General features: G+C 36.5%; 19 protein-coding genes. 11 read left to right on the top strand and 8 right to left on the bottom strand.

All coding sequences use genetic code 11. From position 1 onward, the window contains the following. Positions 1 to 23: 23 nt before the first annotated feature. A complete protein-coding gene (locus AC06G9_RS12860) occupies positions 24 to 1,406 on the top strand; it encodes a M20/M25/M40 family metallo-hydrolase (protein WP_480956419.1) in 1,383 nt (460 codons plus the stop codon). 152 nt (positions 1,407 to 1,558) lie between these two features. On the opposite strand, the gene AC06G9_RS12855 is transcribed toward AC06G9_RS12860, so the two are convergent. Continuing rightward, positions 1,559 to 2,494, bottom strand: coding sequence for an alpha/beta fold hydrolase (locus tag AC06G9_RS12855; protein ID WP_480956418.1), 936 nt, complete (start codon positions 2,492 to 2,494; stop codon positions 1,559 to 1,561). A gap of 698 nt (positions 2,495 to 3,192) precedes the next feature. Here AC06G9_RS12855 and acnA point away from each other — a divergent pair. Further along, on the top strand, positions 3,193 to 5,967 hold the full coding sequence (gene acnA, locus AC06G9_RS12850; protein ID WP_480956417.1) for an aconitate hydratase AcnA: 2,775 nt from the start codon (positions 3,193 to 3,195) through the stop codon (positions 5,965 to 5,967). Positions 5,968 to 6,097: 130 nt separating this feature from the next. Here the strand turns inward: acnA and AC06G9_RS12845 are convergent, their stop codons facing one another. Next, the gene (locus AC06G9_RS12845) at positions 6,098 to 6,751 is read right to left on the bottom strand and encodes an HAD family hydrolase (RefSeq protein WP_480956416.1); all 654 of its coding nucleotides are present in this window, start codon (positions 6,749 to 6,751) and stop codon (positions 6,098 to 6,100) included. Between the two features lie 338 nt (positions 6,752 to 7,089). Continuing rightward, a complete protein-coding gene (locus AC06G9_RS12840) occupies positions 7,090 to 7,296 on the bottom strand; it encodes a hypothetical protein (RefSeq protein WP_248753490.1) in 207 nt (68 codons plus the stop codon). Between the two features lie 762 nt (positions 7,297 to 8,058). Here AC06G9_RS12840 and AC06G9_RS12835 point away from each other — a divergent pair. Next, complete coding sequence (locus AC06G9_RS12835; protein WP_480956415.1) at positions 8,059 to 8,817, top strand: hypothetical protein; 759 nt, start codon at positions 8,059 to 8,061, stop codon at positions 8,815 to 8,817. Between the two features lie 156 nt (positions 8,818 to 8,973). Here the strand turns inward: AC06G9_RS12835 and AC06G9_RS12830 are convergent, their stop codons facing one another. Both AC06G9_RS12830 and AC06G9_RS12825 read right to left on the bottom strand, forming a co-directional pair. After that, positions 8,974 to 9,798 carry an NHL repeat-containing protein gene (locus AC06G9_RS12830; protein WP_480956414.1) on the bottom strand — a complete coding sequence of 275 codons (825 nt, stop codon included), beginning with the start codon at positions 9,796 to 9,798 and terminating at the stop codon, positions 8,974 to 8,976. A 264-nt stretch (positions 9,799 to 10,062) separates the two neighbouring features. Beyond that, positions 10,063 to 10,761, bottom strand: coding sequence for an ankyrin repeat domain-containing protein (locus AC06G9_RS12825; RefSeq protein WP_480956413.1), 699 nt, complete (start codon positions 10,759 to 10,761; stop codon positions 10,063 to 10,065). Positions 10,762 to 11,271: 510 nt separating this feature from the next. Here AC06G9_RS12825 and AC06G9_RS12820 point away from each other — a divergent pair. The 3 genes from AC06G9_RS12820 to pepF all read left to right on the top strand — a co-directional run bounded on the left by AC06G9_RS12820 (position 11,272) and on the right by pepF (position 14,830). Further along, positions 11,272 to 11,745 (top strand): hypothetical protein, encoded by a 474-nt coding sequence (locus tag AC06G9_RS12820; RefSeq protein WP_346569804.1) that lies wholly within the window; start codon positions 11,272 to 11,274, stop codon positions 11,743 to 11,745. 90 nt (positions 11,746 to 11,835) lie between these two features. Next, positions 11,836 to 12,636, top strand: coding sequence for an SOS response-associated peptidase (locus AC06G9_RS12815; protein ID WP_480956412.1), 801 nt, complete (start codon positions 11,836 to 11,838; stop codon positions 12,634 to 12,636). A 319-nt stretch (positions 12,637 to 12,955) separates the two neighbouring features. Further along, positions 12,956 to 14,830: an oligoendopeptidase F gene (gene pepF / locus AC06G9_RS12810; protein WP_480956411.1), complete on the top strand. Its 1,875-nt coding sequence runs from the start codon at positions 12,956 to 12,958 to the stop codon at positions 14,828 to 14,830. A gap of 124 nt (positions 14,831 to 14,954) precedes the next feature. On the opposite strand, the gene AC06G9_RS12805 is transcribed toward pepF, so the two are convergent. Then, positions 14,955 to 15,362 (bottom strand): hypothetical protein, encoded by a 408-nt coding sequence (locus AC06G9_RS12805; RefSeq protein WP_480956410.1) that lies wholly within the window; start codon positions 15,360 to 15,362, stop codon positions 14,955 to 14,957. 166 nt (positions 15,363 to 15,528) lie between these two features. Further along, complete coding sequence (locus tag AC06G9_RS12800; protein ID WP_045752887.1) at positions 15,529 to 16,071, bottom strand: RNA 2'-phosphotransferase; 543 nt, start codon at positions 16,069 to 16,071, stop codon at positions 15,529 to 15,531. Positions 16,072 to 16,685: 614 nt separating this feature from the next. Between AC06G9_RS12800 and AC06G9_RS12795 the strand changes: the two genes are divergently transcribed. The 5 genes from AC06G9_RS12795 (at position 16,686) to AC06G9_RS12775 (ending at position 21,383) form a co-directional block, all read left to right on the top strand. Next, positions 16,686 to 17,249 (top strand): GNAT family N-acetyltransferase, encoded by a 564-nt coding sequence (locus tag AC06G9_RS12795; RefSeq protein WP_480956409.1) that lies wholly within the window; start codon positions 16,686 to 16,688, stop codon positions 17,247 to 17,249. A gap of 351 nt (positions 17,250 to 17,600) precedes the next feature. Further along, on the top strand, positions 17,601 to 18,980 hold the full coding sequence (locus tag AC06G9_RS12790) for a hypothetical protein (RefSeq protein ID WP_480956408.1): 1,380 nt from the start codon (positions 17,601 to 17,603) through the stop codon (positions 18,978 to 18,980). Positions 18,981 to 18,983: 3 nt separating this feature from the next. Beyond that, positions 18,984 to 19,988, top strand: a complete 1,005-nt coding sequence (locus AC06G9_RS12785; protein ID WP_480956407.1) for an SPFH domain-containing protein — start codon at positions 18,984 to 18,986, stop codon at positions 19,986 to 19,988. A 3-nt stretch (positions 19,989 to 19,991) separates the two neighbouring features. Continuing rightward, complete coding sequence (locus tag AC06G9_RS12780; protein WP_293929080.1) at positions 19,992 to 20,213, top strand: hypothetical protein; 222 nt, start codon at positions 19,992 to 19,994, stop codon at positions 20,211 to 20,213. Positions 20,214 to 20,747: 534 nt separating this feature from the next. Beyond that, complete coding sequence (locus AC06G9_RS12775; protein ID WP_480956406.1) at positions 20,748 to 21,383, top strand: DUF4136 domain-containing protein; 636 nt, start codon at positions 20,748 to 20,750, stop codon at positions 21,381 to 21,383. Between the two features lie 128 nt (positions 21,384 to 21,511). Here AC06G9_RS12775 and AC06G9_RS12770 read toward each other — a convergent pair whose 3' ends face one another. Then, on the bottom strand, positions 21,512 to 22,282 hold the full coding sequence (locus tag AC06G9_RS12770) for a phosphatase PAP2 family protein (protein WP_293929084.1): 771 nt from the start codon (positions 22,280 to 22,282) through the stop codon (positions 21,512 to 21,514). Positions 22,283 to 22,446 lie beyond the last annotated feature (164 nt).

Genomic DNA, 22,446 nt, shown 5'->3' with positions numbered 1-22,446 from the left:
CTCCACAGAACACAACTAAACGAATGAAACGAAGCATTTTACTCACCTTACTTTCTATATCCACTTTTACGCAGGGAGCTTTTGCACAGCAGGACTCCATTATGTTGGATAAGATCTATCATGAATCTTTTTATAATGGGCAGGCCTATGACAATCTGCACCATTTGACAAAACAAATCGGTCATCGTATAGCAGGATCACCACGCGCGGACAAGGCCGTAGCTTGGTCGAAAAGCATTATGGAAAAGCTTCCTTTTGACCGCGTGTATCTTCAAGATGTGAAAGTTCCATATTGGGATCGCGGACCTCAAGAAAAAGCTTACCTTGTTGGTTCTAACGAACCTTTGAGTGTATTGGCTTTAGGAGGATCTGTTTCCACCCCAGCTAAAGGCTTGGTCGCAGAAGTGATTGAAGTAGAACTGTTAAGTGATTTAAAGAAATATGGAGATCAGGTACGCGGGAAAATTGTTTTCATCAACAAACCCTGGGATGAGTCCATCGTAGAGACAGGTGTAGCATATGGTCTCAATTCAAGTCAAAGAAGCCGAGGTCCAGCAGAAGCGGCTAAGTTGGGTGCAGTAGCCTATCTATTCCGCTCACTATCTTCCTCTAAGACCGATGATTATCCACATACAGGAGGCACAGGTTATGTAAAAGGTATCGATAGTATACCCGCGATGGCGATATCAGCAACATCAGCTATTAAGTTGAGTGATGCGTTGAAAGCAAATCCACATACAAAAGTTTACTTAGAGCAGCATGCAGCATGGAAAGGAATAGTACATACGCATAATGTCATTGCAGAATGGAAAGGGCAGCAATCTCCAGATAAGATCATCACGATTGGTGGACACATCGATTCTTGGGATGTAGGCGAAGGAGCTCATGATAATGGTACCGGAACTATGGGGACTTTAGATGCTATTCGTACTCTGATGGCAGTTGGATATCAACCAAAGCACACCATCCGCTTGGTCTTTTATATGAACGAAGAAAATGGTGTTCATGGTGCATCAGCTTATGGGCAGATCGCAAAAGATAAACAAGAACAGATTATTGCCGCGATTGAAAGTGATGCCGGAGGATTCGCACCTCGAGGTTTTGATATCAAAGCCTCAGCCGATCGAGTTGCTTGGATACAGCAACACTGGAAGCCCTTGTTCGAGCAGAAGTTCTGGGTCTCACGATTTCTACAAGGAAGTCCAGGAGTAGATTCTGGAGTCTGGGGCAAGCATTTTCCGAATACCGTGATGTTCAATTTTAGACCAGACCCACACCGTTATTTTGATCTGCACCATACCGCAAAAGATGTTTTTGAAGCGGTAGATAAGCGCGAGTTACAATCTGGCGTAGCAGCTATTGCCTCACTATTGTATTTGGTTGATCAACAAATCGATCAATTATAGTACTTAAAACAGCATAAATAAACTAGAGCCATGCATACATGGGCTCTAGTTAAATCGTTTGATGCAAAGCAATTCAATTCCTTCGTTATCTTCAAATTGATCCCAGCTAGTCTAGTCATAGACCGATTTGAGAAAGAAATAGTAGCTACACTTTACTTGTTCGAACGCAGACATGTCTCATAAGCATTTAATAACTCTTGAGCTACTAATTTAGGATCCTGATGGTGAATTCCATGGCTGTATCGCGGCAATAAAACCAACTTACTAGAACGATTGTTTTTGATCATTTCTGCATAGTGTTTTATTCTCAAATCATCCAATTCTTTCCACCAAGGGATGAGGTTAATACCTAATTTAAGGTTTTCGTTCATTGTTGTTTCATATTGCTCTATATGCTTATGATAGGAAATCATTACCGTTACCGGAATATCAATAAGAGGGGGTAAGGATGTGTAATTTTTAAAAAAATCTGGCGTACTCTCTTGGAGCTCCCGCTGTACTTCATATCGAAAACCTTTTGTCGTTGAAGGGTCTTTTAATATGTTCTTGAAATTAATGGTCAATAACTCTCGGTATCCTGTTTTGCTTGCAGTGCTGGACTTTACCTGATCATCCTCTTCTTTTGTTAGCATAAAGTCTGTCGGGTCAATGAAAAATAAACCACAAACCTCGTGGGGATATTGTGCGGCATACAAGCGGATAAACGGTCCCCCAATAGAATGTCCAACGAGTAAGTAGGGAGGACTTATAGTTAAGGTCGATAATAAATCGTGAAGCCTCTTTACAACCTCAAGATCTGTGTTGACTAAACTATCCATCTCAGACTCTCCAATTCCGTTTCTATCGTACACGATACCTGCAAAACCATGTTCAATAAAAGGAAATAAACTCCCGTAACTGCCGCCACCAGAACCAAGGCCGCTTTCAAACACGACAATGGGTTCATTTATTTTTCTATTTTCAAGTCCAAATGTTTTGTAAGCCATTTTTTTATTATTGATGGATACAAACTTTCTTTCAGAAACCTGAGAATAGACTGACGATATGGAAAAAGTGATCGTCAATATAAAAGTGATGATTAATTTCATGGACTGATATTTTAAATAAAAATGGATGTACAATAATGGCTATATGCTTTGATTATAAACTTATAGTGGATTAAACGGCTACATGTAAAAATTTAATAGCGCTCAATATGAACATTGTTCACATCCGCGTTTACTAATATCAATATTTGTTGTTTTTTTAGTCAGCGCTATTCGGTATATCATACTATTTGAACGGTAAGTGTAGTGATTATTCACGTGAATGGCGAAGGCTCTTACTCTCCATATACTATTTTTAAGAATATGATTGCGTTTAAACATAAAAATATAAAATCAAGCATTTGAACAATAAAATTCCAATGGCCAATGCGATCACTGTTAAAGAAGGAAATTTCTAAATGAAGACAATTTATACGACTTTATACAACTACTGTATAGGATACCAATTGGATCTTAAAATGGGGTTTAGTATCAGGTAAAATAGTAGATCTTTTTTAGAGAGTCAGGTCCAGTATAGAATAGATATGCTGATGACTATGTTGGAAAAAATGATCTGAATGGAATATATTGGTCATCAGTAGAATAGAAAGTATACGATATACAAATAACTGGTCAAACCAAAAATAGAGGTTCTCTTTTTTAAATATTATAGTCAAAAACTGGAACAATTGCGCCGTGCTATTTGTTTTGCATCTAGATAGTTAATTAAGTATATTTAAATGTTAACAAAACTTGTACATATGAGCATAAATAACGCTAAATCACAAAAAACAATCGTTATAAACGAAAAAAGTTATAACTATTGTTCGCTAAAAGATCTTCCCCAAGGTTCAGTATCCCATCTCCCGTTCAGTATCCGTATTTTGCTTGAAAACGTATTGCGTAATTATGATGGTTTCAGCATTACTGGTGAGCATATTGATACACTCATAAATTGGACTCCAGAGCCAGTTGACAAAGATATTCCTTTTAAACCCGCACGGATCTTGATGCAAGATTTCACAGGAGTTCCTGCTGTAGTTGATATGGCGTCCCTTCGTGCAGAATATGTTCGTCATGGAAAAGATGGTCAAAAGATCAATCCAGCAATTCCAGTAGATTTAGTGATAGACCATTCGGTGCAGGTGGATTATTATGGAACGGATTATGCTTATGACAAAAATGTAGAACTAGAATATCAACGTAATAAGGAGCGTTACGAATTACTCAAATGGGCACAGCATGGTTTGAAAAACTTTACGGTAGTCCCTCCAGGAATGGGAATTTGTCACCAAGTAAATCTGGAATATTTAGCTAAAGGTATTATAGAACGTGAAGGCTGGTTATTTCCCGATACTTTGGTGGGTACCGATTCGCATACGCCCATGGTCAACGGTATGGGTGTAGTGGGTTGGGGTGCAGGAGGTATTGAGGCCGAAGCCGCTATGTTGGGGCAACCGATCTTCTTTACCTGTCCTGAAGTAATTGGCTTAAAATTGACGGGAAAAATACCGGAGCTTTGTACAGCCACTGATATGGTCTTGTCCATTACTAAGGTGCTTCGAGATAAAGGTGTTGTAGGAAAGTTTGTTGAACTTTTTGGAGATGGATTGGATCACTTGACGGTTACAGATCGAGCAACTATTGCCAATATGTCGCCAGAATTTGGCTGTACGATTACTTATTTCCCAATTGACGATCGTACTCTGGAGTATATGTATACAACCAATCGGACACCTGAACAAATTAAGATTGTGGAAACGTATTGCAAAGAAAATCTACTATGGAGAACAGGTCATGAAGAAATTAATTTTTCTTCTATAGTAGAGTTTGATCTATCCACTTTAGAACCAACTGTTTCTGGGCCAAAACGTCCGCAGGACAAAGTTTTGGTAAAAGATTTAGGCCATCAATTTTCAAGTTTGCTGCAGCAAGAATATCAACGTAATTATAGCTTGCCGAATGAAAGAAAAGAATCGGCTTGGCTTGCAGATGGAGGGTCAGGGACCGAATTTACTTTTGGTAAAGTTCCCAAGAACAGTGAATCAGAATTAGAGGTCGTGAAAGATGCGATACAGTCCGTACGCATCAAATATAAAAATCAAGAATTTGTATTAAGCGATGGAAGCATTGTGATAGCAGCGATCACGAGCTGTACCAATACGTCTAATCCTGCAGTCATGATTGGTGCGGGATTATTGGCACGCAACGCTATAGAAAAGGGCTTGAGAACAAAATCATGGGTCAAAACTTCTTTAGCACCCGGTTCTAAAGTTGTTACCCAATATCTGAACCGATCAGGATTAAATACGGACCTGGAAGCATTACGTTTTCACACTGTAGGATATGGGTGCACCTCTTGTATTGGTAATTCGGGACCTTTACCGCCACATATTGCCGAAGCTGTAGACAAAGGAGATCTAGTAGTGGCATCGGTATTATCGGGGAATAGGAATTTCGAAGCAAGAGTGCACCCACAGGTGAAAATGAATTTTTTAATGTCTCCCATGCTTGTCGTGGCTTATGCGTTGGTAGGTCGGGTAGATGTCGATCTGATAAACGATCCACTGTCGTATGACCCGAATGGTCGTCCCGTTTATTTGAAAGATATCTGGCCGAGCCGCGAAGAAATAGTAAAAACAGTAAACGACTGTGTTAAACAGGGAGATTTTCAGGAAGTATATGATGTTATATTTGACGGTTCAACAGATTGGCAAAATCTAGAGGTAAGCTTAGATGAACGCTTTGAATGGAATAAAGAGTCCACTTATATCAAAGAAGCTCCATTTTTTGAAAATCTGGAGGCCACTCCAAATCCCGTGACGGATATTACCCATGCTCGTGTATTATTATACTTGGGTGATTCAGTCACGACGGATCATATATCACCTGCAGGTTCCTTCCGTGAAAATAGTGCAGCTGGACAATACTTATCTGCTCATGGAGTAGAAACCGCTGATTTTAATTCTTATGGTTCTCGTCGTGGAAATCATGAGGTCATGATGCGAGGTACTTTTGCCAATGTACGTATTAAAAATAAGATCGTACAGAAAGAAGGTGGTTTCAGCGTGTACTTTCCAACCGGAGAGGTGAAAACAGTGTATGAAACTGCTATGGAATATAAAAAGACAGATACTGCCCTTATTGTATTGGCCGGGAAAGAATATGGATCAGGTTCGTCACGCGATTGGGCTGCCAAAGGCGCTTATTTATTAGGTATCAAAGCGGTCATCGCAGAAAGTTTTGAACGGATCCATCGCAGTAACTTGGTCGGCATGGGGGTAGCTCCTTTAGTATTTACTAATGGACAAAATGCCGAAATTTTAGAACTAGACGGAACTGAAATTTTTGATATTATTGGACTTGCTGATCAGTTGACTCCGCACAAATTGTTGGATGTAAAAGCAACTCATCCTACTGGAAAAATAACGGAATTTAAAGTTCAGGCTCGGATGGATTCTGCTATAGAAATCGAATATTATAAAAATAATGGCATTTTACAATATGTGTTAAGAGATTATTTAAAAAACAGTTAATAGGTGGATTTGAAATCTGTATAAACAATACGTACGTGTTGCATAAAAAATCAAAAAGTCACGTCAAACAATGTGGCTTTTTGATTTTTATACTTTAATAACTTGCAATTTGTGGAATATTACCCTTTTATTATCGTTTAATTATAATATCGAGTAGCTGCTGCGGTTCATGAATAATATAATCTGCTCCATGTAGTCTCAATTCTTCTTCATCCCGAAATCCCCATGTTACACCGATTGCACGTACTCCAGCATTATGCGCGGTATCCATATCGACAGATGAATCACCTACATAGCAGCAGTCACTTGGCTGCAAGTTCAGCATAAGGAGCGTTTCGAATACAATATCGGCATCAGGTTTGGGCGGATGTCCAGTTCTATGTCCCAGTAGAACATCAAAAGAAATCTCCGGAAAATATTTTTTAACCAACGGAATGACAGCTTCATGATATTTGTTGGATGCAATTGAAATCAAATAGCCAGATGATTGAAGTGTTTGCAATAAGGGAATAATACCAGTATAGGGTTTGGTACAACTTTCAGTTTGATCTTCATAACGTTTCTTAAATGCAAGAAGTAGTCGTGTTATGGTATCCTCAGTTCTAGCCTCTGTAGGTAATGCGCGTTCAATGAGCATGCGGACCCCATTTCCTACAAATTTTTTATAAGATTCTAAGGGGTGAGTGGGGTATCCAAATTGGCCAAGTATGGTATTGCAGCTCTCTCCTAAATCTTGGAGAGTGTCTAACAATGTGCCATCTAAATCAAATATTATTAGCTTCATGGGCTAAATTTAAAAAAACAATACTATATAGTCAGCAAAATTTCTTTTATAAATGACTATTTAAACTTTAAAATACGATATAGAAGTGGAAAGTTGTGATCTCTTCCCTAACTTTAAGATGTGCTTAATATTTTTTTAAGGAAGTATTGGATGAAAATAGATGCTGCGCGTAAATCAAGTAGATATTGATTCATGATAGGGGAGAACGCTATACGTAGATACGGGTTGTGAAAGTAACGATAGTTTTTAATAAAAATGAATTTTTAGTTCTTATTCAAATTCAGGATAAAAAACTGTATTTTTTCTAGTTTTCATTCGTTCTACAACGTCATAGGGATTTACAACAATTCCAATTTCTGCTTTTCTCCTTTCAATTTTCCAACTCTGGTAAAATTCTTATAATTGATACGCCATACATACCATCTCTCAGATATTTTTACATTTTCTTCTCCTGCCGTCGAACCAGAGTCGCTAGAGCCCCGACATAAAATATTAGCTATTTTTCCAACATTACTAATATGACCAACTTTTTCCCAAAGATTCATTTTCAACCCCAGTTTGTAACACAATATGTATAAAACTCAACTTCTCCACTGACGATTTCTGATAAATCGGGATTGGTATTTATTGGATATACTTTCTTAAACGCCCGGATTACATCGCTGTTCAACTGTGTTATATCAAAAGCCACTAATTGAAAATATTTCTTGTTGCTCTCGTCTATTTCAGCCAAAAAAACGTCTCCTATTTTTGTATTTGCTCCATAAGTTTACTCTTGAGGGATAATCTGTTGACCAGATCATCGTGGTGAATGAATATGGATGGTGTGGTACCATAGACAGACATTCCCTATCAAACCATCTGCTAGGCAAATATCAAGCATTCATACCGTATGGGTAAAGCTTGTTTGCCTATGTGCGGTATTGAAATAGCATAAGTGTATAGTAAGTGCATGGTAAGTGTATCAAACACCCTGTTTTGATACTGTATCTATGCACTATCTATGCTTTACATATGCATATGCCATGCTTTATCGATGCCTAGCATCTACTTGAACGATGCGTCATTACGCTTTAATTTTGCAAATCAGGTTTGATTCCTCTCCAGAAAAATGCTGTTATTGGTTATTCATGTACTAAAATAAGTTTTTCCTATAGAAATCAGTTTTATTCCTGATGATTTAGATTTTTATCGCCTGAAATGAAGTAAAATGGTATCATTATTCCCCATATTTCCGCCTATCTCCACTTTTGGACCTACTGCTCTTGGATGGATGGCCATCTTCGTAGTGTCAAAACAATAATGTCATGGCAAGAGTAGAAAGTTTAATCAAGTTAAATGGAACGATCGGGGATCTTTCCTTTTACAAATCAAAAAGTGTGGGTTACCAAGCACGGATGAAAACCGGTGTTTCGGGTGCCCGAATTGCTAACGATCCGGCATTTGCCCGTACCCGTGAGAATGGGAGTGAGTTTGGGAGGTCACAGCAGGAGGGTAAAAAGCTGCGTGAACTGCTACGCGATGTGCTGTTTGAAAATTCGGATAATAAATTCAGCCAGCGTTTAGCAAGCCGCTTGCTCAAAGTTATTCAGATGGATTCGGTGAATATCCGCGGGGAAAGGGTGATCGTCCCTGAAAATCTGGTCCTACTGGATGGCATGGAGTGCAATCAACGATCCAGTTTGCGCGCCATCACCTTAAAACCCTTTACGGTCACGTACGACCGTTTTAGCGGTGATGGCTTTTTTTCATGCCCGCAGCTGATTCCCAACCTGCACATCGCCAAATTGAGTGGTGCTACGCATGTGCAGTATACGCTGGTGCTGCAGGAGTTTTCGGGAGATGAATTGGATCAGCGTCCTGTTATCCGAAGATCTGCTTACATCAAACTGGGAGAAATGCAGCCGATGGATGTGGACCTCATGGCTTCGCTTGATGCTGATCCTGAAAAAAGTGTATTGGTCCTGGTAGGTACGGGCTATTTTCAGATGGTCAACAATGCCTACTATCCGCTGGCCAATGGACAGTATAATGCGCTGACCATTAGTCAGGTGATCATGCCTTAATCTAAGGTGATGATGTCGTGAAGGATATTTTCGGGAGGCAGGTGGATTTTTATTAACCGCTGCCTCCCGATATATCCCTTCTGATCAGAAAGAATTGTCTATTTGTTTTTTAATCCAGATACGTATTATGGAATATATTTGCGAGGAAGGGATTATCTATTTCAATTGATATGCTGCAACACTATTTTTGAAGAAAGTAGGTACATAAATAATCTTTTTAACAGGGTCATATCCGATATCTGCTGTATTTTTCTTCTCTGCAGTGCTATCCAGTAGTAATTCATATTTTCCATTAGCGTGAACGTAATAAATATAGCCCGCCCAGCATGAATAGACGAAGTCACCATTGCCGATCGGTTCTATACCATCACCGCCACATGGTAGATCGGCTATTGTTGTCAATTCCTTCTTTTCATTAGCCTGCAGTAATTGCTTATTGCCACCAGCGATATACAGATCTTTACCGATAGCTTTTAAACCATTGACGCCATCAATATTTTCAAGATATACAACATCTTTATTATTAATGATTTGATGGATCTTTTTTGTCCTAGAATCCGAAACATAAACAACGCCTTTGTCAGTGACAGTAATGTCATTTAAAAATATGGAACCTGCAATTGGGATTTTACGAACGATTTTACTAGAAGGGATATCAATGACAACGACATCCGTTATATCTGCTGCATAAAGAGTGTTTCCATATTTGGCAAGTCCTTTAGGAGAATTGAGCCCGTGGATCCAATCTAGATCTATAATTTTGCCATTCAGGTCTAATTTACCAATACCACCAATACCATCTTTCTCATCCGCACTATTGCCCATGATGGATACATATAGAATACCAGCTTTGGTATCTGGTAAAACAGATTCAGGCATATTGATAATCGAATCTGTTTCCCATATTTTCTCCAACTTATGCTGTGCCTTGACCGTAGTACCCAAAAGTAATGCGAGAGATAGAATCATTATTTTTTTCATAATTGCTTCATGCTTAAAGAGGTTTAAATTTTGAAAATAAGCAAAATTTGGCAGATTATAAAGGTTTAGATGATTTTTAATCAATTTTAAGGTCGTCAGCAAAGTATATTCGTACATTAATTTAGGGTTTAGATGATGGTTTTAAAATGAATTTGACGATCCTGTAATTGATTTAATTTTTCTGATATAACTATAATTTTTTAACAAAATGATAAGAAGATAAGTTCATTTTTTGAACTATAGTCGGATATGAAATGGCGTAATTTATCTACACTTTAAATGTGCTAGTGATGAGGTAGCTGCTTGCTCCAAAAGTTGAACGATAGCGGAATATCCCTTGTTGCGAGCATGTTGGAGCGGAGTAATTTTCTCATGGTCGGCAATATGGATGTTACATCCCGCATCGATCAGTGTCCGAACAATGTTAATATATTTTTGACTTCCATCACCCAAAATTACAGCCTCCATCAAAGCGGTCCAACCCAGTCGATTAACATGATCAATCGGGAACCCTTCTGTATTGGCTAACACGTTTACAACCTCCAGATGTCCACGCTCACAGGCAGGAATAAGAGCTGTACCATGATATCTGTTGAATACATCAAACCGAGCTCCATGCAATAAATAGAGTCTCACCAGTTCAAGATTTCCTGTCGCTCCTGCATATAGAAATGGACTGTCTTTGATATGATCTTGTTGATTAACATCTGCCTGATAGGATAGCAGCAACTTGGCCATATCAAGAGCATTATTTTGTGTTGCAATTAAAAGCAAAGATTTGCCATTTTGATCAGTTGTATGAACAGAAGAGCCGTTCTTTAACGCTTCTTCAACTAGAGCTAATTGATTCTTTTGCACAGCTTCAATCAATTTTTTTTGAGATGAGGTATCAGCATTCATATCGGTATCAGTATGACAAGAGTTTAGAAATAATAATGAAAAAAATACAATAAGATGTTGCATAAGTACGGTATAAAAGGTAATAAAGCAGTTAGGAATATCAACCCTATAAACAAAGTTAGTATATAAATGGTATTAGAATAGGTACGATTTATATAGAAACTTTTATATATTATCACATTTAAGCTAATAATTATAGTGAATAAAAGCTAATATGTTTAGTTTAATTGTTTATCTTTGGATATTCAATATGGATAGACACCCAAGAAAAAGGCTGCTCCATATTTTATACCGTAATTCATTAGATCCTTACAGGATCAAGTAGTTACTTATGATAGAATAGATTTGACGATAATATAAAGTACTGTTTATAAAAGGAATTCCATTTTTTATGAATTTAATCCCTAGGTTCATAGGAGATGAATGATTGAAAAAATCGTAGATTTTTTCATAAAAACTGCCCTCTGTAGTGATACATAGGGCTTTTTGTTTCAACTTTAAAATTGTAATGTAGTCAAAAATGATATTTTTTAATCACAATTATTATCTTCGTATCAACAATTGAATACTGCGATGCTGTACAATCCATTTGAACCATTAACTCGACATACTTGGCAAGATTTTCTTGAAAAAGGTTATCGTGACTTTGTGTTGCAGCGGTTGGAGTGGCCAGATATTAGCAAAGGAAAAGGTTTTCTACTATCACCATACTCAACTCTGGAAAAAGCACATCTACATGCAGCAGAACTTGGAGCTAAAGAAGGTAAGGCTTTACAGATACCTGTAGACAGAAATAAAATTCAACAATTATTAGCGGTCAATTCTGGCTATCGTGTTTTCGTCAATCGTTTTTATGAGGAAAATTGGGATAAACGCATGTTGCGAGTATATCAGGGTAGAATTATTAATTATTTGCGTAGTAATACCAATTTCAAACGAAAAGATCCGATTGATATTTTGTTTACATTGGAACATGGACGTGTTTGGGCTCTCATATCAGATGGGAAAACTACAAAGAAAGTCAAGGCTATAGACCTGATCAGTTAACATGGAGCGATCAGATTAATTCCTGAAATACATAAATACTTCACGTTTTTAAAATTAAATTATTTAACTTTTTGCATATTAATACATACTATGTGTTGGGACATATCACTTCATACTAATCTTGAGATTGTAAAAAAAGCTTTTCCTGCTTTACTGGACGAACGCAAGCAACTCGAATATGACTACCGGAACTTTGAAAATGTGCAGGCAATTACCTTTCCCGCATATCCCGTTATTTATAAAGATCAAGAAAACGAGAAAATCAATCTTCTAGAGATGGAATGGGGCGTGTTGCCCACCTATATCCAAGATCCTCAAGAGCAAGTTGAACGCCGTCGTAATATGATCAATGTCCGTAGCGAACGTGTCCTTACCGATCGTAATTCGTACTGGCACCGTTTGAAAGACCAGCGCTGTCTTATACCCGTGTCCGGTACATTTGAGCACCGTAAGATCTATGATAAGAAAAAGAAAATACCCTATTATATAGGACAAAAAGGAAGAGAAGTATTTTTTATACCAGGGATATACCAATGGCATGAAGTAATAACGCAGGATGGTGATGTTCATCAAGTAGGTAGCTTTGGTATGTTGACACGCGAGGCAAATACTGTGATGGGACATATACACAACGATGGACCCAATAAAAGTAGGATGCCGCTATTTCTCACACCAGAACTTGAACAACAATGGCTACAGGCAAAAGATGATAAAAGCTTGGTCGATATATTCCATTATGAAATAGCAGACCAGGCATTAGAATATTATCCTGTTTATACCTTACGGGGCTATCCCAATAGACCAGACGGCAAGCATCGCTACGAACCTTATCCCTGGGCAGGTTTACCACCCCTAGGGCAGGATGGACCGATGCAGCAAAGTTTATTTTAATTTATTATAATAAACATAATATGAAGTTCGTGCCATTGAACCGATCGATAGTTTTAGAGTTGCAGCATGGTGGATATGGTAGATGGATGGCTTAGATGATCTGTTGAAGTCGGATGGTACATAAGTATAGATCTACTATAAAGCCTTATGTTTTGTCATATGATTATGTCTTGATGCCTATCTGAAATAATCAGTTAAAAGTAGAAGTCTTTATCGAAGATAATTATCGTCAAGTTTAATAATAAAAGCAATTGTTACTGTTAATGCTTGAGGGAATATAAAAGATGTTTTGTAAATTGTGGACACTATTTTAAACAATATGCGTAGAAAAACTCAAATGATCACCGCGATGATGCTATTCTCAACGACGGTTGCCGTAAGTCAGATGAAAGTTCGTGAAGAACTGCCCGAAAAATATAAGTGGGATTTGTCCCATCTTTATGCTACAGATGAAACTTGGAAAGAGGAGAAGGAGCGTTTACAACAAAAAATGCAGAAAATAGCCTCGTATAAAGGTAAACTTACGCAGTCCGCTAGCGGGCTTTTAGAAGCGCTTCAGTTAAATACTTCACTCATAAAGGAAATGGCCAAGTTATCATCATATGCCTCAATGAAATCTGATCAAGATACCCGCGTAACCAAATATGCGGGAATGAATCAAGAGCTACAACAGCTTTTTTCAGAATATAGCGCATTAACATCGTATATGGAGCCTGAATTATTGACCTTCAAAGAAGATCAGCTCCAGGCATTTTTTACACAAGAAAAAGAATTGAGCACCTACAAGTTTTACCTGACCGATCTACTTCGTAAGCGTGCGCACAGAGGATCAGAAGAAGTTGAAAAAGTATTAGCATACTCTTCCTTGATGTCAGGCAACGCCGCTAATATCTACAGTACCTTTATCAATGCAGAGTTTCCATATCCAGAGGTAGAATTAAATGGCGAATCTGTCAAACTCAATGCTGCCAATTTTGCTTTATATAGAGCGAGCGAAAATAGGGAAATTAGGAGTAAAGTATTTGATGCTTATTTTTCCAAATTAAATGAATTTCAACGTACCCTAGGTGCACAACTTTATGGAAACATCAATGCCGCATTGTTTGCCACGAAAGCCCGCAACTATGAAAGTACATTAAAAATGGCATTGGATGGTGGTAATATTCCAACCGCTGTTTTTCATAATCTTATCAAAAATGTAAATGGCAATTTAGAAACCTTTCATCGCTATTTAAATCTACGAAAACGTATGATGGGAGTAGATACCTTGCATTACTATGATTTATACGCACCTCTTGTGGCTAAAGTTGATTTATCCTATACAGTAGAAGAGGCCGAAGAAAATATTTTAAAATCCCTAAAACCTTTAGGTACTGATTATATAAATGTGTCAAAAAAAGCATTCGGCGAAAGATGGATTGACATGTATCCAAATGAAGGAAAAAGATCAGGAGCATATTCCAATGGTTCGGCATACGATGTACATCCCTATATTCTTATGAATTACAATGGAAAGTACAATGACATGTCGACCCTTACCCATGAATTGGGGCATACGATGCATAGTTATTTAACCAATAAGAAGCAACATTACGCCAATTCAGATTATTCGATTTTTGTTGCAGAAGTAGCATCGACTTTAAATGAGGAGTTATTGAACGATTATATGCTGAAACAGATCAAAGATGATGAAACCCGACTTGCGATTTTGGGAAATTATCTAGAAGGAGCTAAAGGAACACTATTTCGTCAGACTCAGTTTGCCGAATTTGAATATATGATCCATGAAAAAGTCGGCAAAGGCGAAGCGCTCACAGGTGAAGATTTTGACGAGATGTATTTAGATCTGACCAAACGATATTACGGTCATGATAAAAATATTTGTATCGTTGATGATAATGTGAAATCTGAATGGTCTTATATTCCACATTTTTATTACAATTTTTATGTTTACCAGTATGCGACGTCTTTTACGGCATCTACAGCACTTTCCGAAAAAGTGTTACGAGGCACCGACGCTGATCGTCAGAAGTACCTCAATTTCCTTGCTTCGGGAAGTACCAAATACCCTGTAGACCTTCTTGTGGATGCTGGTGTCGATATGAATACATCTGAACCTTTTGATCTGACAATTGCTAAAATCAATAAAGTCATAGCAGAGATGGAAACTATCTTAACCAGATTAGGCAAGTAACTCTACATTAAATACACCCAAAATAAAAGCCGTAATCATATACGGCTTTCATTTTGGGTGTATCTGAATATTGATGTTATAAAACCGCTTTACTTTGAGGCTGATCTTCTCAGGCCGATATAAATTATAATTTTATAATTCCCTTTTCAATCATTTCCAGCATTACTGGTGAAGCATTTTTAAATGTAGGCATTTGTTCAGTAAGGCTTCCTGCATTTTTTTTATTGACTTTAAACGTTAAATCCATTTCTGTCGTAAAAAGCAAAGCCGTTGTAAAAGGATTTTTAATATAAGAACTTAAAACTGTCAAAGCTTCATCAACCGAGTGGAAGTGCTCTATTTCTTCAGTTTTGTATTTTAAAGTTAAAGCAAAGTTATATCCTCCGGTATCTAAAATATGAAGTCGCACATAAATATTTTTAAGTTCAGTATCACCCATCGTTTTGGCCAAAGTAAGTTTTGCAAAATTTCCTTGGTTGATACTTGATATTATTTGGTCATAAAATTCAACAAAAACAGTCTGATATGGCATTTTAATATAGTTTGAACTGCAAAATTACACTAAGTAGTTGACAAGTACCTTCTTTTTTTACAAAAAGAGATTGAATACACCCCAGCTACATACAAATAGTCCAGATGATAGCATATAATAAGACTCAAGGACATCCTCTCTTTTCTACAGCAATCGTATACATTGATTATAAAATTCTCAAATATCGAGCTGGCACTTGTTCTGTGAGCCATACCCCATTTTCTGATAAATAGAAAGTATACCCATCCTGTGCCATCTGTTGTGCTAAGACCGTTATTATAACTGGTTTTCCATGTCTTTGCCCAACTTTTAAAGCCGTTTCCTTTTCTTTACTAAGATGCACGTGTTGACGATTAAGTTTCTCAATCCCGGTTTCCAGAATGGAGGGGACAAATTGTTGTGCTGTACCATGATAAAGCACCAAAGGTGGAGTTTGAGTTTCTAATGCAAGATCAATAGGTACAGAATGACCTTGATTTGCTCTAATCTTTTGAAAGGAAGGGTCAAAAATAAATCTTTTTTTAGGATTTGTATCAACAATCTGTTTTAAGGTGTTAAAATCTAATTCATTATTGTGTTTATTTATTTTTTCAATCAGGTCTGTTGTATCTGCCCAGCCCTGTTCATCCAGGGTGATACCTATTGCCTCAGGCCGGTGACGAAGAACTAAACTTAAAAATTTGCTTATATGTTTATATTTGTCAGTCATTTTTTATAAATTCTTAAGAAGTTAAAATTGATTGGCTTTATCTTTTTACAGGGAAACGGATATTATATGGAGTATGATTACTGTTAGGTAAATTGATTCTCGCCTTCGTAATTTAAAATGAGTTTTCTTTTTTTTAAAGCACGAGCAGATACCCAAGCACCCATAGACAGTAAATTGAGTGAAATAATAATAGCAAATGACATCATCATTGATGTTTTTGTCTTTTAAAAATATAGTTTTTCTAAGAAATTGAAGCTAAAATAAAAAGATATTTTCGATTTCTTATAGATAAAATAAAGATCGTATTTGAAAACCGATATGTGAGCCTACAAGCTCATCATTAAAAATCAAAAGGGCCTAATTTTCATTAGACCCTTTATCCTGACGTTTAATTGTACAGTAATCTATTATGTTTCTTATTGTTTCCTCTTTTTTGTTTCATTATCCAAGGCATTTTACATGCATATTTGGATTTTTTTACTGTACCACGTCGTTTATGTTTTATGCTTCCAAAAGCATATTTATTATCTTTAGTATGATAAGAACACCTGTTATTTAAAAAAGTTCAAAAATATGACTAGATTTTTTTAAATTACTCGCAAATAACATAAATTTTGAAACCATCAATTTTACAAATCAGTCAATTGCTAACAGATCGATTGACACTGATTCCATATACTATACCTGTATGTACGCATATATTAAATCAAGAATTTGATTTTTTAAAGAAGATGAATCTGAGAAAAGGTAGAGGTTGGCCTGATGATGATGTGCTGGAAACTTTACCAAAAATAATCAACAATCTTTCCGAAATTGGAGCACCCACAGGATTCGAATCGTGGATGATTATTAAAAATGAAACATTGGAAATAATTGGCGATATTGGTTTTAAGGGATTTAATCAAAAAGAACAACTTATAGATCTCGGATATGGGATTATACTTGGAGAACGAAGACAGGGATATGCTGAGGAAGCCGCAAAAGTTCTTATAGGATGGGCTTTTAAACAAAGCAACGTAAAAGAAATTACGGCACAATGTCTTATTGGCAATGTAAGTTCAATCCATCTTCTGCAAAAGTTAAATTTTAAGCAAATCAAGAGAGAAAATTGTTTTTTGTTCTGGTCGCTTCCATCAAGTAATCAAATCGTCACAGGTAAAGGCCAAACATTTAATTAGCCGTTACCAGCAAATACCGATAGTTATATTTGATATAAAGCTTTGTTTTTTTTGTGGCAGTCAATTAGTCTCTTGTGGCACTGGTACCAAAATAGATTCTATTTATTAGCCGGTGATATTATATGTGGGTTGACAAATTATTTAAATACAGTGTGTTACGGCTATTCAGGCTGTTACTGGAAAATATCGCAAGTGACGCGCTTATTTTTTGACTCTTCTGTATATTTTTTACTTTCTGCGCTTAGCATTTATAATATTGCGAACACAAAAACTTTTAGTTTTCATATTTGTTTTACACAGATCAGATATTATTTATATTTTTAATCTCATAATCTGTTATAGAGATAGAGCATGGCAAAACAAATTAAGGCGTTAAAGTGTCCACATTGTGGTAGTGTTAAGAAGCAAAATATTAAAGAAGACCATTATATCTGTAACAATTGCGGTACCGAGTATTTTCTTGATAATGATGATATCAATGTCAATGTAAAACATGAATACGGAAAATCTAATGGTCTTGATCCAAAAGCAAAAAAATATCTTCTATTAGCTGTAGCAGGAGTTTTGTTTTTTGTCGTTTTTTCTAACCTCATCAGAAACTGTGGAAACAATAGTGGCAGATCTTTCAAATCCGTTGATTCCGATGATTCACCAAAGAAAAAAGAATATGTAGATCGGGTGAAAGAGTATTTAGCTTTTACAGCATATAATACCAAAAGTCCAATGTTGCTCTTTATTATCACCCGCAGCAAGGACGGCTATACGAGAGAAGGAGCCGAATATTTTGCCCGATTTTATGATCCATTAAAGGAAAAAACAATCAATGATATTCCGCTTGCAGGTTGGAAAGATGATTATTATATCCGAAGTCGTGTTTTCAGCGATGGTAACTACTACATCTGTGCCGATAAGAGTAATAAGGTCTATAAAATTGATCCAGCAAAAAATGAAGTAGTTGATATGACCAATACTTTTTTTGCTGACGTACCTGAGTTCTCTTCAGGTATCGCAACCTTAAAATTTACACAAGATCGAGAAGGTGACGGTTTTAATATCATGACCAATGATGGGAAAGAATATTACTATTATCCATTGGTCAGAAAGATTTACAAGGATCATTCTGAAAGACGTGAAGCGGGAACAGGACTTTCCAGTTTATTATCAGGCGCAAGCACATCTATATATTATACTTTTTCCGAAAAAAGTAGAGATTATCCAGAAGAAAAAATTCAGCTAATTAAATACTGGTATAAAAATAATCCAGGTTATCCCATTATGCTACCTTATAGTCATCAGGTAAGCTGGCAGAAGGTGTATCAATATCCTAAGAAATCGGGTGTTTATTATGGATCGTTTCCATTTACGAAGAAATTGGTAATAGAGCCACGGATTATAAAATTTATTGATCTCACCCCTGGCCGTCTATATTTCAAAGCCAATATCGCTTATCAAGATAGCACAAATTTGTATATCACAGGACTCCCAGATGCTAATCCAGAAGGCAAAACATTCATCCAGAAGATAGATACAGAAACCGGGAAAATTATTTGGAGCTATATGCCAAACAGTGATAATTATTCTATAGAGAGTGAGATGTATGGTTATGATGGGGGACTAGTCTTTAGCTATTATGACCGAGCAACCAGTGGAAGCACCAATCGAATTATCATTATAGCAAATGATGGTACAGTACTAAAAGACATGGAGAGAGATGAAATTTTTAAAAGATAATATATGGGACTATTTAATTTTTTCAAGAAGCAAATTGCTACAGTCATAGCATGGCAACCTCAGGATCATAATTTGTTGGTGTGGAGGTATAAAGCTGCTACTGACGAAATTAAAAATGCAAGTAAATTGATTATTTCGCCAGGGCAAGGATGTGTTTTGGTGTATGAAGGCAAGATTACAGATGTAATCGATCAAGAGGGAGTCTACAATATCCGTACAGATAATCATCCGTTTATTACTTCACTGCTCAAAGTTGCTCAACTGTTTGAAAGTGAGCACAAAATGGGGCTTTATTATTATCGAAAAGCAGAAGTGTTGAATCAGGGATGGGGAACATCATCACCTATCAAGTATTTTGATGAATATTACAAAATTCCGATCCAGCTCTCTGCTTATGGTAATTTCTCTTATCGCATCAACGATGCAGCGAAATTTTTCACAGACTATGTCGGTACACAAGATATCTATAAGGTAGAGACTTTTCGCGATGTAGTACAATCTCGTATTATACAAGTCTTAACTTCATATTTTGCGAAGGAAAAATTATCTTTTATCGATATTGATGCCCAAATCGATCGTTTGTCGCGAGATATCAAAGAGCGGCTGATACATGATTTGGAAGCATTTGGTATTCAACTCAATGATTTTAGGATCGAAGGAAATTCTTTTGACCAAGATACACAAGATCGTATTGGCAAGATTGCAGATATAACAGCAGATAGCTTTGCCGCATCAGAAGGTGGTCTCAGCTACGTAGAATTGGAAAAACTACGCGCTTTGCGTGATGCAGCAAATAATGAGGGCGGCTTAGCAGGTGCAGGAGTTGGACTAGGCGCAGGAATGAGTCTTGGAAAAGTATTTAGTAATTCCATTGATGAAGTTACGCAGCCGAAGATCGGTGCAGATCCCATAGAGCAATTGCGGAAACTAAAACTCTTACTCGATGAAAATATTATTTCGCAGGAAGAATTTGATCAGAAGAAAAAAGAGTATCTAAATAAATTTTAATCGATGAAGCATTTTATTACATTTCTATTCGTAGCCTCTCTACTCATTTTGGGATTTATTGCATTGAATTACATTTGGCATTGGATTCCGATAGATTACACGGGACTTGTAAAAGTGTTTATATCCGTCCTAGTCCTCATTTTTATTGGTACAGGACTTGCGATGGTCATTAGTGCAGCGTATGGTCGAAAAGACAATCAACAGGACGTAGGAAAAAAAGATTAATATTTTCAACCACCAAATCTCTGGAAAGAAATGACGATGGTTTGCTAGAAAATAATCTATCAAATCATAGATATATGACGCTGCACATGTGTGGTATCATTTCATTTGTACTACTCTATAAAATAAAATATCCAAAAAGCTGCTTAATCTTTATTGGTATATCTTATTGATCATACGATCGCGCTGCGTTATTTGTTAGAAAATGCTTACTGTAGTTTTCAATTTTTGCAATGCATAGATCCCTTAATTTATAATTGATTCTTAAGAATCCACCTGATGGATCCCCTCGATACCAAGATATAATGACCGTATATTTTTTTATTTTAATAGTAGTTACTAAAAGTCTCAAACAAATTCCACTTCAATTTTGTTTTCCTATTGAAATATAGCCATAAATATAGATCAAATCATACGGATAATACGAATATTTTTAATGAGCACTTGAAAATGATTTTTATATGAACAATGCTCATCCATTTGGAAGTGCATTTAAAAATAAAATTTAAAGAAATTAAATTGCTAAAATTTACAATTATGAGAAAATTATTTTTACAAATAAGCACCATCGTGCTTATCTTTTCCAGTTGCGCAACTAATAGTATGATTACTGGATCTTGGCGTGATCAATCTATTGATCTTAAGAAATACAGTAGGATATTTGTTGCTGTTATGACAGATAATGTACCTGCGCGACAAAAAGTGGAAGATGAAATTTCTTCATCTTTAAAATCATTAGGGTTAACAACTGTTAAAAGTATAGATGTGTTTCCTCCCAATCTTACAAATATGGGTCCCAAACGTTCTGATTTTGCTATGCAAAAAGTTGCTGCGACCAATAGTGATGCTATATTGACTATTGCTTTGATAGATTCCAAGTCAGAATCTAAATATGTTCCGAATGTATCAGTTTACCCTGTAAATTCTTTTGGATACTATAGAACTTTTGGTGGTTATTATGATTTTTGGTATGGCAATCTTTATAATAATGGGTATTATACCACAGAGAATACTTACTATATTGAAACAAATCTATATGATGCGAGTTCAGGAAAGCTCGTTTGGTCGACCCAGTCCGAAAGTTACAATCCAGGCTCTTTGGATAGTTTTCTATCAGGTTACAAAAAAGCAATGGCTAAACAGTTAAAGAAAGATAATTTAATTACTGATTAGGGTATAACTTATATGAGCGGAAGTAAATGGATCGTGATCACTTCCGCTTCTAAATGAATAAAATCGATATACCGATGCTGACGTAAACGGACATCGTACTGCCTTGTGCTCAGAAATCAAATAATGAATTAAAAGTATATATTTCCTCCAATTATAAATTGTTTTCCATTATAACTCGGGATAAACATATAGTTCGTTTTATCGTTCTTCTTTTTTCGATCCAGTAGCGGCAATAACCAATAGGCAATTTTTGTACTCAATATACCAATTCCTGCACCCATAGCCACATCAGATAACCAGTGTTTATTATTGTACATTCGAAAGAAACCGGTACCCGTTGCGACAGCATATCCAGCTACTCCATACCACAGTGATCTATCCCTATATTCTTGCCAGAGTAATTCAGCTCCAACAAAAGCAGTTGCAGTATGTCCCGATGGAAAAGAGTTGTTAGCTGAGCTGTCTGGCCGCCATACAGTTCCTGTATTTTTAATACTAAGGACAGTAAAGGTCATAATTGCATTGGACACTGCTGCAGTAAAGAGGCGTTGTTTCACAGTGTGTTTTGCTTTTATACCAAACGCATCTAATGCAAATATACTTGCAGTACCAAGATATTGACTAAAATCATCAACTGAAAATTTACGGTCAATATTTTCCCTTAATTCATTTCTGATATCTTGATTTTGACTAATTAGAAAATGACTTTCTAATGCTATTATTCCATAAGTCATCAATCCCGCTGGGACAAGCAACTGTGTATAAGGAATACGTTTCAGTAGAGCAGGTCTTTTCTCAGTGCTATCAATAGGTGATGATGTAATGTGTTGCCCATGACTTATCTGAGGCAATCCCATCAAATATCCCAGTAACAATAGATAAGCATATTTAAATCTCATTATAGAGTCAATTTATATTCCTGATCATATTAAATATAAAGATATTAAAATGAAACATATTATTTTTCTTAAAGCTCCTTACTACTGTAATTATCAAGCCTTATTGTTAACTTTTTGGGTTAACCTACAGTATTTCGCTTATTTTCCAAATGCTTTGATATGTG

This window comes from Sphingobacterium sp. MAE (assembly GCF_056711605.1).
Note: the sequence above shows the minus strand (reverse complement) of the source record. Positions and strands in the feature narration are given on the sequence as shown.

Bases quoted from the DNA above. Each gene is read 5' to 3' on its own strand.
- AC06G9_RS12860 (WP_480956419.1), top strand. From the start codon at position 24: ATGAAACGAAGCATTTTACTCACCTTACTTTCTATATCCACTTTTACG.
- AC06G9_RS12855 (WP_480956418.1), bottom strand. From the start codon at position 2,494: ATGAAATTAATCATCACTTTTATATTGACGATCACTTTTTCCATATCG.
- acnA (WP_480956417.1), top strand. From the start codon at position 3,193: ATGAGCATAAATAACGCTAAATCACAAAAAACAATCGTTATAAACGAA.
- AC06G9_RS12845 (WP_480956416.1), bottom strand. From the start codon at position 6,751: ATGAAGCTAATAATATTTGATTTAGATGGCACATTGTTAGACACTCTC.
- AC06G9_RS12840 (WP_248753490.1), bottom strand. From the start codon at position 7,296: ATGAATCTTTGGGAAAAAGTTGGTCATATTAGTAATGTTGGAAAAATA.
- AC06G9_RS12835 (WP_480956415.1), top strand. From the start codon at position 8,059: ATGGCAAGAGTAGAAAGTTTAATCAAGTTAAATGGAACGATCGGGGAT.
- AC06G9_RS12830 (WP_480956414.1), bottom strand. From the start codon at position 9,798: ATGAAAAAAATAATGATTCTATCTCTCGCATTACTTTTGGGTACTACG.
- AC06G9_RS12825 (WP_480956413.1), bottom strand. From the start codon at position 10,761: ATGCAACATCTTATTGTATTTTTTTCATTATTATTTCTAAACTCTTGT.
- AC06G9_RS12820 (WP_346569804.1), top strand. From the start codon at position 11,272: ATGCTGTACAATCCATTTGAACCATTAACTCGACATACTTGGCAAGAT.
- AC06G9_RS12815 (WP_480956412.1), top strand. From the start codon at position 11,836: ATGTGTTGGGACATATCACTTCATACTAATCTTGAGATTGTAAAAAAA.
- pepF (WP_480956411.1), top strand. From the start codon at position 12,956: ATGCGTAGAAAAACTCAAATGATCACCGCGATGATGCTATTCTCAACG.
- AC06G9_RS12805 (WP_480956410.1), bottom strand. From the start codon at position 15,362: ATGCCATATCAGACTGTTTTTGTTGAATTTTATGACCAAATAATATCA.
- AC06G9_RS12800 (WP_045752887.1), bottom strand. From the start codon at position 16,071: ATGACTGACAAATATAAACATATAAGCAAATTTTTAAGTTTAGTTCTT.
- AC06G9_RS12790 (WP_480956408.1), top strand. From the start codon at position 17,601: ATGGCAAAACAAATTAAGGCGTTAAAGTGTCCACATTGTGGTAGTGTT.
- AC06G9_RS12785 (WP_480956407.1), top strand. From the start codon at position 18,984: ATGGGACTATTTAATTTTTTCAAGAAGCAAATTGCTACAGTCATAGCA.
- AC06G9_RS12780 (WP_293929080.1), top strand. From the start codon at position 19,992: ATGAAGCATTTTATTACATTTCTATTCGTAGCCTCTCTACTCATTTTG.
- AC06G9_RS12775 (WP_480956406.1), top strand. From the start codon at position 20,748: ATGAGAAAATTATTTTTACAAATAAGCACCATCGTGCTTATCTTTTCC.
- AC06G9_RS12770 (WP_293929084.1), bottom strand. From the start codon at position 22,282: ATGAGATTTAAATATGCTTATCTATTGTTACTGGGATATTTGATGGGA.